Consider the following 14,840-nt stretch of genomic DNA (forward strand, 5'->3'; position numbering starts at 1 on the left):
ACGCCTTAATGCTCTTCTTGATAGAGAATACAGAGAAAAAGTTCTTGGTTTTAAATGAAATTGCCCTGATTGCAACCCCAATATTTGAGTAGGGAACCTATTAGACTATCAATGTAAAGTATTTTACATAATGTAAATTATAGTACAAATGTATTGTTTAGTTAATTAGAGTGGTTTATCCATTTGATAGCTATAATGTAGTATTATGTAAAATATCCCAGAAGCATTTGTTTTCATTAGAATAATTGGAACTTGGGTCATTAAACTAATAAGCGGTTTGCTTCGCAGAGTTTTTTAAAACATTATGTATCTATAATTAGTCGTTATGTAAAATAGCCGCTACCAAGCACTCGATTGTTTTATAAAATCAAATTGCTCTGGCAATTTATTTTACACACAATTATCCAACGCTTGCCAACGCCAAAATAAAAGCTAACCTTTTTGCTCTTATTAAAAATCGCGTATTCGACTAAAATGTACGTAATAAAAAATTTTAGACGATTCTCGTGGATTGCCACAAGAGCATAAATTTTAAGAAAAATAAAATTCTATGCACTTGTTAACTTTAGAACTTCAATTAATCTTTTTTTTAATGTTTCATTATCTTTTGTCTTGAAACAAAAGAAACAAAAATTCAAGGCTGCATATAATTTTGGAAACAAGTAACGGCTCATTCACTATATTTTAGGAAACATTGTAGCTTGTTAACACTACTTCGAAATCTATAGCAAAACTCAAAATATTTAGAATATTTATTACTAAACCCCTAAAATATGGACGCTCATTTCCCCTATTGTTTTAACCAAAATTTTATGAGGCCAAGGGTAAAATCGAGGTTTTATTTTACATAATAAAAGTGCATATAACATCATAAATAGGTGAATAATATATATCGCCATTTCAATACATTCCACTACTATTTACTTAGTTTAATAATCGAACACTACATTCACAAACCCACCAGTCCAATTAGCAGTATTTCCAACTACGTCTCGGATTCCTTTTCCTGGAAATGAAACACTAAAACCTGCGTTGAGGTAAATATTGCTACTTACCATTCTATTATACTCTACAAATATATCATCTGCAAGATTCTTGTTGGTAACACCAGAAATAACCGTAGGAATACTATCTGAAAAATTCGACTCGTGCAGCTTGACCAAATTGTATAGGGCTTCTTAATTGTTGGGCAGAGATATGTGCATAGCGCAATGTGATAATGTCTTTTTTTGATGGTGATACACGTATACTTACACCATTGGACTGTACGTTTGAATTTATAAAAACCATTGATGATTTAGAACCAGTAGACCATGCGCTTGGATTTCCTTCAAAATATAGTGGGTCAAAGCGTTCTTGACCTGACGTATTGGGCTTGTCTCCTGAAAAGGTTTGGTAAGAGTACATTAATGTAGGTCGCCATGGTATATTAACTAAATCGTAACCAACTTGCAACCTTCCACCAAACGACGACATATCTATTCTATCATTCCATTGGTATGCAACGTCTAAAGCTGTAAATAAGTGTTTTAAGGTCTTTTTAAAAGGCCTTGTTTTAGTATATAGGTTAAGAGCGTTTAAACCATCTCTATCACCTGGCGTAATTATAGGTGCGCCTTCGCCATTTGGTGCTGCTTTTGGATAAGGCGCTAAAGATTCTAATACATTAATGTATGACAAGCCTATATATTTATCTTTAGTTTGGTAATAATTAAGGTCTATACCTGCTAATTCATTTTTGGTGTCATTTGATGGCAACTCATTAGGTGAAATATAAAAAACCTTGCTTTTATTTTTTTTACTTGTTACCTCTACTATAGCAGATTTTTCCCAAGCTTTACGAGGACCAAATTTTAAGGCACCTCTTTCAAATCCACTGGATGCTCCATTAGAAATAAGCATACCTGTTCCTAGCTTTAACTCTCTAGAGCCTATTGAAGCATCTACAAACGTACTATCAGAAATTTTAAATTTGTAGCCTATATGGGCATTTTCTAGTGTTATTTTTCCTGTGTTTTTAGCATCAAAAGCATCAGTACCCATTGTGTATGAACCTACAGCAGAAACCTTTAAATATAGACTTGAATGTGTGCCAGTTTTATTAATTAAACTTATACCTGATTTTATATAAGATTCTAACCATTGCGTGTCTGAATTAAAATCTAATTCTGGTACATCAGCTAGATCCCAAAACAAGTTGGTTTCTGCTACGGCATTAACACCAAATTGGGCATGTCCTTGTATTTTTAATTTTTCCGAATTATGAAATATTAACTCTTTTTTTTCTTGTGAGTATACGTTATTACTATAAAAAAGGACAAGACATAAAAGACTCATACAGAGTAACTTTATATGATTCTTATTATTTAAATTATGAATAAGTGATAAAGTCATTATTGTTATGCGTTTTAAATTAGTTAAACCTATAGCCTACTTCAATTATACTGCTATTTCGCTCTCCAAATCCTTGTATTATGCTTAATGACCAATTGCCAATGGATTTGTTTAAACCTATATTATAGTTCCATTGTTGAGATTGAAACTCAACTTCATAGTTTGTTACCTCACCTGCACCTGAAACAAATGACCCTTTGTTTTCTTGACCAGAATCTAAATAAAGCCCACCAACAAATATGTTAGCAAATTTTGTTTGTAAACCAATCATAGGAAAAGCGGCGAAAGCCTTTTGTTTAGAATCTAGCTCTTCTAAACTTGTCGAAGCCCATGATAAATTTATATTTATAAAAACATTTTTATAGCCACCAGCTAGTATTGTTCCAAATGCCAAAACAGTCCCATTAATATTAACCAACTGGTCTCTTTCTAGGGTTCTAAAATCGCCTTCTGTTAATCCAGGAATTGGTGGAACGTCTAAATTAAATCGTAATCGTAAGTTATTAAACGTTGTAACTCTACCTACCATGCCATAAACATTTAAAAATGGCAACACCCAAACATCTGTTCTTACCTGAGTGGATAAGGTTGTGTTTTCTATAGTTGAATTATCTATGTTTACAAAATCATCGCTATCATTTAAAATAATATTTCCAACGGTTATTTTTGAAATGTCCATCTTTTGTTTTTGATGGTACATACTAGCAGATATTCCGTATGTTTTGGGAAATTCAAAACCCAGACTGTCTGCTTTTTTCAAAAGACTTTTCATTAAAGGAAATAATGGTTCCTTTTCTACAGTAAGTGTGTCCCTTTGTGCATAAATAAAGGTGCTCGAAATGAACAGTAAAAACAAACAAATTTTACTTTTCATCCTTTTTACTATTTATTATACGTTGAATGATTTTTGGTCTATTAACAAAACTTAAAGCACCTAACACAAAAATTAATAAGGCTAAACCTAAAATACTTTGTCCATTGGCATGTTCAAAATCTATTATAAACAGATGTCTTACAACTGCAATTAATGCTATTTGGTACAAAATAGTGAGTTGTAAAGCGTGCTGTGATGTTTTTAAGTAAATTAAAAGTGATTGTATTAATTCAATAATAATTGTAATTAAGAGCACACCAGCTACAAGACCTTGAACATGTACTATGAAAAGGTTTTCTTTTTTTACATTAGTTTGAGAAAAGTCGAAGATGGAACTATTATTTAGCATCGTTCTAATGACCAATATTATAAACTCTATAGTTGAATATATAAGTATTAACGATAGGATACCAATAAGTATCCAATAGAAATACTTTAAAAACGTGTTTAATAAATTCACTTTTTTTAGGATTTATTTACTCAATAAATATTTAGCCACTGCATGATAAGCGGGCAAGGATGTTGGGTCTATTTTAGCGTTTTTTGCTTCGGGATGAGAAGCCAATCTTACCAGTACCATTTCTGCTTTTGGGTCTATATAAATGGTTTGACCATATACGCCTCTAGCGGCAAATGCTCCATGTTCATTATGAGTTATCCACCACATATTACGGTAACTCCAATTTTTTAAGTCTTTATATCCTGCTTCTTCAAATGCTTGCTGGCTACCACCTTCCTTAATATTATCTATAACAGATTTTGGCAATACTTGTTGGTTATTAAAATAGCCATCATTTCTTATCATCTCTCCAAACATGGCTAAATCACGCAAATTAGCATTAAATCCGCCTCCTGCAAATGCTATAGCTGCATCGTCTATTGAATAATAACCGTCAAAATGAGTTCCCAATGGTTTCCATATTCTTGTGGATAATAATTCTGGAATACTTTTGCCTGTGGTACGAGATGCAATCCATCCCATAGCATCTGTGTTAATAGTTTTGTAACTAAACACTTCTCCATGCACCCCATTTTTCGTAACAGTTTCTAAATAATCATAGTAATATTTAGCATTTGAAAATGTATATACTTCTGCTTTTGGATTTGAATAATCTTCACTATACTGTAATGCAGTCGTCATATCTAATATTTCACGTATGGTTGCATCACCAAATGCAGATTTTTTTAATTCAGGCACATAATAACCAGCTGTTTTGTTCTCATCTAAAACTCCTTCATCTACTAATAAAGCTCCTAAAGTTCCTGTTAAGGTTTTACTCACAGACATCACTGCATGAATGCCATCTGGTTTCAAAGCACCAAAATATTTTTCGTAAACAATTTCACCTTTATGTAAAATTATAATACCATCTGTATAATTTTTACCTAATGATGTTTCCCATGTCATTTTTTCTTCGGTGTGCCATGGTGTAAATGTTAATGCATCTATTGCATCATCTAAATTGAGCTTAAACTCATAGCGGTTTTTTTGAGCCGATGGTACGTTTGTAGTCGTCATAAATTGTCTCATATGACATACGCTATAGCGCATTGCGGGAAACTGAAAAAAACTACCATCATTTCCTGATACAATTTTGTTATCAGCTGGTCTAAAACCAAGCATCCATCCCATAATATTTGGGTCTGATGCTTCGGCATCTAAAGGCGCATTTTGTGCAACTAGTGTGCTAGTGACTAGAAAGAGCGAAAAAGTAAAAATCAGTATTCTCATTGGTTAAAAGTTTTTTGTGATTCCTATTTGAAATAATATACCTCTATTATCTATGGTTTCTTGCTTTGTGGGAAATTCCATTACTGTTCCTAAATTATAGCCACCACCTAAAGATTTTCCTATAATAGGGGAAAATATTAAGTTAAAATTATCATTTGTAAAGTCTTGCACTATACGTTGCTCAAAAGCATAAAACCAACCTGTTTTTTGAAATTTAGCTAAAAATGTTCTAATGGTAAGCACGCTTAAATCAGGAAAAGCCGTGTTTTTGGCAATATGAAAGGTATATTGTGGTTGGGTTGCAAATATTAAACCTGGATTTATAGTGTAAATATAAGCAATGGAAGGATTTGCAGAGACATACTGACTGCCAAAATTCTGAGAGCCAGTTGGAAGTGTAAATTCTACACCTCCAGCTAAAGCATGTTTCTTTTTTAAGTAAAAGGTATTTAAAATAGATAACCTTAAATCTCCTCCTTTTGTAGAGAATCCTTCTCCAGATATACCAGTATTAATTGTGGTTGTTTCATATTTAATACCTATACTCCATGTTTTAATACCAGCTGTAAAGTTTATCCTATTGTTAATTAAAGAGCGGTTATCACTTCTATCATAATACCAAACAGAATAGGCGAGTTTGGTATTAACTCTTGTTGGATCGACACCAGACTGAGTTCTAACTTTTTCAATATCTGTAGAATCCTTTTGTGAAAATCCTATTAATGGAATAATTAATAGAATGAAGAAAAATACCACTCTTGTCATAAGTTTAATATTTTATTTGTTGTTTTCTTCAACCCAAACAACTAAACACATTTTTAAAATAGAAACACAAGTGCTTTTTAAGAAATTATTTTAACCATAATTTAATTACGGGCTAAACTCATGTTAAATTACTAAAAAACAACTAGATAAAAAAAATAATATAAAAAAGCCTTATCTTTAAACTAGTAAATTTTGTGTATGACAATTAAATTTTATGGTACAAGAGGTTCAATTCCTGTTTGCGAAAATGGGTTTCAAGAATTTGGAGGAAATACGACATGTCTTTCAGTAACTGGAGAAGAAAGAGATGATATATTAATTTTAGATTCCGGAACTGGAATTAGAAAATTGGGTAAGGAATTGATGCAAAAAAAATTTCAAACCAATCAAAGAATCATGATAGCATTCTCACATTATCATTGGGACCATATTCAAGGCTTTCCATTTTTTGGTCCTGCATATGATTCGTCCAAAGATATTCATTTAATGGCATATGGTGAAGATAACCAAATTACTGATCTAAAAGAAGTTTTTGGGAAACAAATGGAAAGTATTTTCTTTCCTATAAGCCTAGATAATATGGGAGCCAAATTCACTTTCACAATTAAAAAGATTAATGAGGAATTTTTCCCTAACGGAAGATTACTTGTAAATAAACATTCGCATCCTGGAGGTGCAGTTGGTTATCGAATTGAATATAACAATAAAATATTTGTGTATTGCACCGATATAGAACACGGAGAACAATTAGATGAACGAGTGATTGCTTTTGCAGAAAATGCAGATGTTTTGGTACATGATGCGCAATATACACCCCAAGAGCTTCCTAATTTTAGAGGATGGGGACATAGCAGTTGGGAACAGGCAATTGAAGTAGCAGAACTTGCAGGTGTAAAAAAGCTGTATTTAACTCATCATGATCCAGAACATAATGATGATTTTCTTAAAAGAGAAGAATTGAAATGTCAAAAACGCTTTGCAAATTGTTTTATGGCTAGAGAGGGAGATGAGATTAAGCTTTGAGATAAAAAATGTAACATACATTTTAATATAATTTAAACTTTAGATTTATGAAAACTTTTAAAAAGCACTATCGTTATTTGTTAATATTCATTTTACTATTAACTTTTAGTTGCTCTCCTAAGTTATCTTCTAGTTTTACAAAAGAAAACTACACAGGAAAAGCATATTCAAAAATAGCGGTCGTTGGTATTAGCAAAGATTTAAGCTCTCGATTGGCATTCGAAAAAACTGCAGTTGATCTTTTACAAAAAAAAGGTGTAAATGCAATTCAAGGCATAAACATATTTCCGCAAAATATGAGCGAGACAGAAAAACAGCCGTCTAACATAATCAAAATTATTAAAGAAAATGATTTGGATGGTGTAATAACCATGGGTTTAATTGATACCAAAGATGGACATCGCTATGAGCAAGGAGGAACATATACGATTCCTGCTGGATATTATCGTGTAGGAAAACATATATATAGAAGATATATCACCTTAGAAGAACCAGGATATTATGTGCCGTCAAAATCGTATGTAATTGAAGCGGTATTTTATAATCTTAAGCGAGAACTCGTTGAAGGACAAGACACTTGGGTTTGGACAGGTGAATCTTCAATTGTAGATCCATCATCTTTGCAATCTGCGGCTAAGAGTTTTACTAGTAGAATGGTTGGACAAATAATTAAAGATGGAATTATTGTATCAAAACACAAACAATAATAAGCTGTCTTTATCAAAAAAAAGCCGTAAATATTTGAAAATTAGTTAATTTAAAACCATTTCACACACATTACGCTTCCCCCTATGCTTCGACTTCGCTCAGCACAGGCTAGTCGCATAAAAAGTGTTCCATTAACATCGTAAAAGAAACTTTTTAGAATAAATTTTTTAAGAAACTGTAGTAACAAATTCGCTTTTAACCAAAGCTCAAGTTACATAACGCAGAACATTATAGTACATTTTACAACAATTAGTGAAATAGCGCTTTTGGGCGTTATTTGACATAATTACAGATATAACGTCTTTAGACTTATATCGATAGTAATTATGTCAAGCTAATTGTGGCTTCGTTAGAATAATCTAGATGTGTAGCTATAATTCTATATTATGTAAAATATCCCAGATAGTTTTGTACACACAATAAAATTCAGTACTTGGGTCATGGAAAACGCGTATTTATGTCTTTAGTTTAATTTTAATATTCCGTACAATGGTTCATGTTTTTTCAAATAAGCGATTCTCAAGAAACTTCACGTTAAATAAAATGTACTATAATTTGCCGTTATGTAAAATTGCCGCTGCCAAACGCTCGATTGCTTTTTAAAAATAATTATGCTCACGCAGTAATTTTTTTAAACACAATTATCCATCGCTTGCCAACGCCAAAAAAAAAGCTAGCCTTTTAGTTAAAAAAATACGGTTACAGACCCTACCGTGAATCCATTTACTTAAATAAAGACATATCCTTAAACCCAGAATTAAAAAAGAATATCATACTTGGAGCAGGTGTTTTGGGTGATCAGAACGGAATAACAGGTTTTGAACTTGCCATAAAAGGAATTCGGAATATTGAAAACCTGTTTATTTCCATCTCTTCTTTTAAAGTACCGTCTATTAGGCAAGTAGATTTTACCAATGTTGGTGCCAATTGGAGGGGGGCATTTAATTACTCTCATACCAACGAAACAATTCTATCAACAATTCGGGCGACTAACATCAAGTTAGGTTATCCAGTAATTGGTCGTTCTTTTATTGTAACAGCTGGTCTTGGAAGCTATAAACTCGATTACAAAAACATTAAACAGAATGGCTCTGAAGAAGTTATTCTAAACAGAGTTACACTTGCTCCCGATGAACTCTTCACCTTTGATGATGAAGAAACCCTGTATGGCGATCAAGACGCAACATTGGAATATGGACCTGTACTTGGTGCATCATTTGACCTTGGTCCATTGCTATTAGCATTCGACTACCATTTTATTGAACACCTTAAAACAAAATACACCTTGAGTGCACTAATAAATTTGGGTTTCTTTCTTCGATAGCAAATATTAATCAATTAAATGAACCCCATTGTCCTCCAAAGGACAACACAGCCAAGCAAAGGATTTCAACCAACCCAAAACGGCCTATCACCAAAAGCCCTAAAAATGAAGCAGGGAGCGATGGGCATGAGGATGAAAATCCTGTTTGACCCCGAAGCAATGAAGGGGAGGTATTTTTCATCCGTGGCGGGTGGCTGCGTAGCATTTTACAGGCTTGTGGTGTAAGCCTAGACCCTTTTGTTACCCATCCTGAGTTCAGACGAAGGGTTGGGCGATGCAAAAAAGTAAAGAAGCCTCTTTGTCATCCACAGCACAACACAGCGAAGCGAAGGTTCCCAAATAGGATTCCTTATTCATATAAGCGCTCTAGGCATTCAAACCCCTATTATCAAGTAAAAAGCCCCTTCAATAGTATCAAAGAGGCTCAAAAGAATTTGATTTTAACACATACATGCCCTAATTAATCGGTTCACACGTAGTACCGTTCCATTTACAATCGTTAGCATGCGTTAAGGTCACATCAATAGTATAGTAATACACGTCATTTTCGGTTTTTGTTGGAGTAACCACGCAAGACACCCCATTCTGGTACATAACATTTACCAAAGCGCCACCTTGGGTAATATTACCACCCGAGTCGATAATGGCGTACTCCGACGGATTTGCTGTATTTACAATAGTGAAGAACGCATCACCATCAATGTCCGATAAAGTAGTAAACACCTTGCTATCACTTACAACATACAAATTGTCTCCATACGTTTGGTAATCGTTGGTAGTCCCTACCGTTATGCCATCACCATATACCCTAAACACCGTGGTTAACACATCGTTATTATCGCTCAAGGGCACATAGTGGTCTGGAACTATGTTGTTATAATAGTCTATAGCATTTGTAAGTGTCGCTTGGTTTTCTGGGTATACTACCTGATAATTTAGCAAAGCATTTACAGCATTAGCATAAATGGTTTGCGCCTCTGGGGTGGTTAAAAACTTGGTAATACTCCGTACCCCACCCTTGTTTAAATAAGCAACATAAGCCGAATCCAGAGTCGCTCGGTACGGTGATGGCGATGCATCGCTGATTACAGCACGGGGATACGGCGGACAGCCACCACAAGAAGACGCATCAAATTCCAATCGCTGAATGGCTTTCCCAAAATCAGGATCTGTTTGACTGTAAACAGTACGGTTTAACGATTGTAAGGTCATCATGCCACTGCACATGGCACATGGCTCCAGAGAAGTGTACAGTACATAAGGATCGTTGTTTTCATTAGCCAACGAAAAATATTCCGTGGTATTCAAGTAACTGGTCATAAGACGTACTTCACCATGCTGCGTTCCGTTGCCAGTGGTATCAACGCAGTTTCTCGCCCACTTTACGATGTCTCCCGAAGGAGCCACTAGAATAGAGCCAATATTATAGCCCCTAACAGGGTTGGTCGTTGGCGTTTGCCAGTTCTTGTATACAACACCTAAAGACAACAAACTAAAAATCTTATCCTTTTCAATTTGAACACTATCAGTTACAGAATAAGTGTTGTAACAAGTAGTGGTTAGCGAAGGACCCGTTGCCAAATGCACACGTTCGGTTTGTACAATGCGCTTTTTACACGAAATAGCCGCAAAAAGTAGTAACAATACTGAAAAAATGGTTGTTCTCATAATTAAATGTGTTAGGTTAGTTAAGGTTTATATATAGTGATAATGCTTGTTTGGTATAAGAAGGTTTTGCATATAAGATCAAAAGCATTTGTACAAGAAAGTTTAAAAATAATAATTTTTGTAGGAATTTATTTAGATAAACACCTTGAAAATTGTAAGGGAAAACCTTTAAAATTTAGTAGCAAACTTTCCCCTTTAGTACAGAAAACTATTTATACAAGCATAAAAAAATCTTGAATTGTGATATCGAAACCGATAGACCAACAATTCAAGATTTATAAATGTTGTTTTATTCAATTAGTTTAAATTATTTGCCCTTTATGGCATTTAGCTTGTTCTCAAGATCGTCTATAACTTTAGATAATACGCCCCTTTCTTTAAAACTGCTAATCATTTTTTGTTGTATAGCTTGCGCATCCTTTTTGGATTTCGAAGCCAGTAAGGTTTCCGTTAACACATCCACTTGGTTTACCGTTTGGATATGCCCATAGCTGTCCATAAACTTGTCCATGTCCTTTGTAGCTTCCAATAAATAATCCAAAGCTATTTTTGCATTGGGTTCCTCAACCGTAATAGAAGCATTATTGGACACCGCTGCATCTATGCTTGTTGGTATCGTTGCATCTGGAAACGTTAGCACGTTATATTCCTTGGTATAAGGATTTGCCAAAGCCACAGCTGCATGCATAGCAGCATTTAATTCCGGAAGCTCACTAACAACCTTGGCCAACGTATCGTTAGCTTCAGTAAGCACCCTACTACCGTTAAAATACAATACCCGCGCTACCTGATCGGTAAAATATTGGGAACTGTGTACTACCTGTGTTTCAGATGTCGGATTTAGTACGTGTAATTCCATAGTATTAGAACAATAAATCTGGTCATCGTGTAACAACTTAGCATTAATGCTATAGGTGCCACTTTCTTTTATATACCACTTATCTGGACCAGCAGAAATAAAGAAACTATGGTAAATCGATTCATTTGGCGCCAATATCGTACCTTCGGGAGCGAACAATTGGGTTACAAACGATTTTAATAGCTCTGTTTGTCCATTAGGTTTTTGAATTTCTATGGCAATGTCGTGAAGATCTTCAAGAATGTGTTTTTCAACAGACATGCTTATGCCAGAAGTATTTGTTAACTTTAATTCAATATAAACAGGCTCCATGTATTGTACTATGTTATTTTGCCTGTTTACACGCACTTCCAGTTTTAAATCTGTTCCTTCATGGTGCTCTTCATCTGTAAACCCGTGATTAACAAACCACGAACTATTGCCCATTTGTACAAACGGGTTCGGCGCATGCCTTACAAACAGTAGTTCCGAATTACTAAATCTGTAATTAAAAGATCCAAAGAAAGTGTCAATACCACCACTAACAAAATACGGGTAGTTCATAAAGCTTCTCGCTTCCGGTTCATTGGCCAAAGGAATCCAGGGAGTACCCAAAGATTTTTGCCACGAATGCGCTAAATTAAAAGCATGTCCCATTTCATGCGCAGCCGTCCAGAATTTCATGCGTCTTCTGTAAGCACTAGGGTTAGATTCACCATTAGGAACATTATTAATAAAAGAATCATAGAAAATAGCTGTGCCCTGTCGGTGATTAGGCCCAATAGAATCAAACATAATGCCTCCCAAACCAGATCCACTTTCGTGCTGTTTAGCAAAAAAGGTCCACAAGGCCCAATTAGGCGCATTCGCAAATTTAGACCAGTAAATTTGCATGGCATCATGCAATTCCATATTGCTCCATTGACCATTAGATCCCTTTAACGACGAAGGCACCACGTTGTCATGTGCCCTTGTTACATTAAAACCTGCCCGTCTAAAAATAGTATCCAGTGTAATATTTTCGTTATTTAAGTTTGGAGGGCGATTGGGATGTTCGTGTGTATTAATACCTAATATTGGCGTTACGCCCTGTTCACAATCGTATTCCAAATTAACATCCCTAAAATATTTTGACCTATAGGTGTAAGTAGATGTTTTTGTCACACCTCCCGGACCAGTGAATTTTACCTTTGCTTTTTTTGAGCTGGGTGCTAGGGCGTTGTTTACTTCTACTTCTATTTTGGTATACGGAAACGAAGACGAAGACGTATTACCATACCTATACCATATTTTGCCCACATAAGTACTAGTAGATGTTTTAGACAGTTTGGCGATATAATGTACTCCCGGAAATCGAAAGTAGCCACTGGCCATCATTTGGGGATATAGCCCGTCAACATCCAGTCTAAACTCTTCGTAAAGTAAAATCGGTCTTATTTTAAGGCCTTCACTTTCCTCGTCGTTTAACTGGTCTAGGTTAATGGCCACCTGGTCACTTCCATTTAATGAAGTAGAAATAGCTGGTCTCATGGGAAGCGGTAGCGGCCTCGGAAACTTCAAGAAAAGGGATTTAATATAAAGACCACTTTCCCTAAACCCTAAAGGGAATGGGAAGATTGGTATTTCTGCCGCTTCCTGTGGCTCAATATCATTTGTTAGCTGTTCATGGGTAGGCTCTAGCCCCTCTCCTACTAATTCTGAAGGACTTAACAATTTGTAGTCCTTACCTATTGTTTGTACCGTTCTTTTCCTTTTTTTGGATGTCTTTGTTGTTGGCATAATGCTTTGTTTTTTGTTCTCGTGTAGTTGGCACTGTCACTTTCATAAATGAAATAAAGGCTCTTGGTAAATATCTCTTATTACAATAAATGCTTGGGCTTAATTGAAACGAATGCCAAGTAGTTGGAGCTATGGTGAAAAGTAAAGGTATAATCTGTTCTTTCCATTTCAATAAAAACCATCTAGCTACAATGTAAACAATACAGTGATTTCTGTCAATACCCAACATTTGGCATTTTATTTCCTAACGGAATTTATAAAAACATTGAAGCCATCTTTTCGGTTTGTTAATGTGAGAGCGTAGCGGTTGCATACGTCCTCAATTTTTAATTGGTTTATTATCAAATATTTATAAAAATTTAAACGAGTGAAAATAATGTCAGGGGTGTTTTGGGGGAGTTATACCAAATCAAAGGCATAAGCAAAGACCATCATGGCAGCAAAGGACTTAAACTGGAGTTTTTTATTGATGTTTTTTCTATGTTGCTCTACAGTATAACGGCTCAAAAAAAGCAGCTTGGCTATCTCAGGATTATTGTATCCTCTGGCTAATAATCTAATGATTTCTTTCTCCCTTTTAGTTAGTGTCTTAAACCTTTTTTTGTTTTTGGAAACAAATTGAAATTCTACATGAATACGGTTCAATTTATGAAACAAATGGTGCTTCCTGTAAGTTAAACCCAAATCTTGCTTGTCTAAAAATAAGGTTTTCCATAGGTGGGCAAAATCAAAATCCTTATTGATTGGTATTACCCTGGTTTTAGATTTAGTTGAGCTTAACATATTAGCATACTTTGTGTTACAATTTATAAGTATAGAGTTAAAGACTTTAGCAATAAACATTTACTTATTAATACTAATTACAGAGAGATACGTAAAAGGTAATAGCAAAACACACGAATTATAAAAAGAGCATCAGGGCTATAGGTCTTTTTTAAACCATAACGGAAAATAAAAAGTAAGTTAATCAGGGGGCTAAACCCTTTTTTTGAAAGAATAAAGATACATTTATAATCTATTTCCATCAATACCCAAGCTTGGGTATTTTTATTGGGTGTCCCTACATTTTAGTTTTGGAACAAAAGCATTGTTACGATGTCTTTTAAATACTTTTACCATGTAATCTAACATTGTTAAATTTAGTAAATAAAAAGCAATATGGTTAAGAGAAATACCTTGAAAAATATAAGGTAAAACCCTTAAAGTCAAATGTGTAAATAGATTTGTTTTTCGTCTAATCTAAAAGAATCCCTCGAGATTCTGCTTCGGCGATAGTTCGTTTCCAGAAATTCTTTACTTCCAACCAACCCCAAACGGCCTATGTAGCATTTTGCAGGCTTGTGGTGTAAGCCTAGACCTTTTTGTTACCCACCTTGGGCCCAGACGAAGGGTCCGGCGATGGGAAAAAGTAAGAGATTACGATACGCGCCTTGGCATACAGACACAATTACAAACACCGTTTGCCCGTAAACACATCCAAAAGTGGATGCCTGCCTACACAGGCATAACAAAGAAAATTAAAGAGAAGAGAACCACGGCCTATCACCAAAAGCCCTAAAAATCGAGCAGGCAGCGATGGCTTAAGGATGAAAATCCTGTTTGACCCCGAAGCAATGAGGGGGAGGTATTTTTCATCCGTGGCGGGAGGCTGCGTAGCATTTTACCAGGGCAATTTCATTTAAAACCAAGAACTTTTTCTCTGTATTCTCTATCAAGAAGAGCATTAAGGCGTTTT

Annotated in this window: 13 protein-coding genes; 3 read left to right on the forward strand and 10 right to left on the reverse strand. The window is 34.8% G+C overall.

Translation table 11 applies throughout. The features are described 5' to 3' along the window. Nucleotides 1–929 precede the first annotated feature (929 nt). From ABD792_RS09280 to ABD792_RS09305, 6 genes are all read right to left on the reverse strand, one after another. A complete protein-coding gene (locus ABD792_RS09280; RefSeq protein ID WP_345005653.1) occupies nucleotides 930–1,163 on the reverse strand; it encodes a hypothetical protein in 234 nt (77 codons plus the stop codon). Continuing rightward, nucleotides 1,129–2,337, reverse strand: coding sequence for an alginate export family protein (locus ABD792_RS09285; RefSeq protein WP_345005654.1), 1,209 nt, complete (start codon nucleotides 2,335–2,337; stop codon nucleotides 1,129–1,131). The genes ABD792_RS09280 and ABD792_RS09285 overlap by 35 nt, the downstream gene beginning before the upstream one ends. A 76-nt stretch (nucleotides 2,338–2,413) precedes the next feature. After that, entirely contained in the window at nucleotides 2,414–3,268 is an 855-nt protein-coding gene (locus ABD792_RS09290; protein ID WP_345005655.1) for a hypothetical protein, read from the reverse strand. Next, nucleotides 3,258–3,728, reverse strand: coding sequence for a phosphate-starvation-inducible PsiE family protein (locus ABD792_RS09295; protein ID WP_345005657.1), 471 nt, complete (start codon nucleotides 3,726–3,728; stop codon nucleotides 3,258–3,260). The genes ABD792_RS09290 and ABD792_RS09295 overlap by 11 nt, the downstream gene beginning before the upstream one ends. A 12-nt stretch (nucleotides 3,729–3,740) precedes the next feature. Continuing rightward, a complete protein-coding gene (locus tag ABD792_RS09300; RefSeq protein ID WP_345005658.1) occupies nucleotides 3,741–5,000 on the reverse strand; it encodes a serine hydrolase domain-containing protein in 1,260 nt (419 codons plus the stop codon). A gap of 3 nt (nucleotides 5,001–5,003) precedes the next feature. Further along, nucleotides 5,004–5,765 carry a transporter gene (locus tag ABD792_RS09305; RefSeq protein WP_345005659.1) on the reverse strand — a complete coding sequence of 254 codons (762 nt, stop codon included), beginning with the start codon at nucleotides 5,763–5,765 and terminating at the stop codon, nucleotides 5,004–5,006. Between the two features lie 198 nt (nucleotides 5,766–5,963). Here ABD792_RS09305 and ABD792_RS09310 point away from each other — a divergent pair, with 198 nt between their 5' ends. From ABD792_RS09310 to ABD792_RS09320, 3 genes are all read left to right on the forward strand, one after another. Continuing rightward, the gene (locus ABD792_RS09310) at nucleotides 5,964–6,788 is read left to right on the forward strand and encodes an MBL fold metallo-hydrolase (protein WP_345005660.1); all 825 of its coding nucleotides are present in this window, start codon (nucleotides 5,964–5,966) and stop codon (nucleotides 6,786–6,788) included. A 47-nt stretch (nucleotides 6,789–6,835) separates the two neighbouring features. Further along, complete coding sequence (locus ABD792_RS09315; RefSeq protein ID WP_345005661.1) at nucleotides 6,836–7,495, forward strand: hypothetical protein; 660 nt, start codon at nucleotides 6,836–6,838, stop codon at nucleotides 7,493–7,495. A 791-nt stretch (nucleotides 7,496–8,286) separates the two neighbouring features. Continuing rightward, a complete protein-coding gene (locus ABD792_RS09320) occupies nucleotides 8,287–8,820 on the forward strand; it encodes a hypothetical protein (protein ID WP_345005662.1) in 534 nt (177 codons plus the stop codon). A 456-nt stretch (nucleotides 8,821–9,276) separates the two neighbouring features. On the opposite strand, the gene ABD792_RS09325 is transcribed toward ABD792_RS09320, so the two are convergent. The 4 genes from ABD792_RS09325 to ABD792_RS09340 all read right to left on the reverse strand — a co-directional run bounded on the left by ABD792_RS09325 (nucleotide 9,277) and on the right by ABD792_RS09340 (nucleotide 13,888). After that, nucleotides 9,277–10,488 (reverse strand): nucleoside deaminase, encoded by a 1,212-nt coding sequence (locus tag ABD792_RS09325; RefSeq protein WP_345005663.1) that lies wholly within the window; start codon nucleotides 10,486–10,488, stop codon nucleotides 9,277–9,279. 307 nt (nucleotides 10,489–10,795) lie between these two features. Next, a complete protein-coding gene (locus ABD792_RS09330; protein WP_345005664.1) occupies nucleotides 10,796–13,105 on the reverse strand; it encodes a zinc metalloprotease in 2,310 nt (769 codons plus the stop codon). Then, nucleotides 13,050–13,334, reverse strand: coding sequence for a hypothetical protein (locus ABD792_RS09335; protein WP_345005665.1), 285 nt, complete (start codon nucleotides 13,332–13,334; stop codon nucleotides 13,050–13,052). Before ABD792_RS09335 ends, ABD792_RS09330 begins: the two co-directional genes overlap by 56 nt. 170 nt (nucleotides 13,335–13,504) lie before the next feature. Continuing rightward, the gene (locus tag ABD792_RS09340; RefSeq protein ID WP_345005666.1) at nucleotides 13,505–13,888 is read right to left on the reverse strand and encodes a response regulator transcription factor; all 384 of its coding nucleotides are present in this window, start codon (nucleotides 13,886–13,888) and stop codon (nucleotides 13,505–13,507) included. Between the last annotated feature and the right edge of the window lie 952 nt (nucleotides 13,889–14,840).

The organism is Snuella lapsa, assembly GCF_039539345.1.
Taxonomy (GTDB): Bacteria; Bacteroidota; Bacteroidia; order Flavobacteriales; family Flavobacteriaceae; genus Snuella; species Snuella lapsa.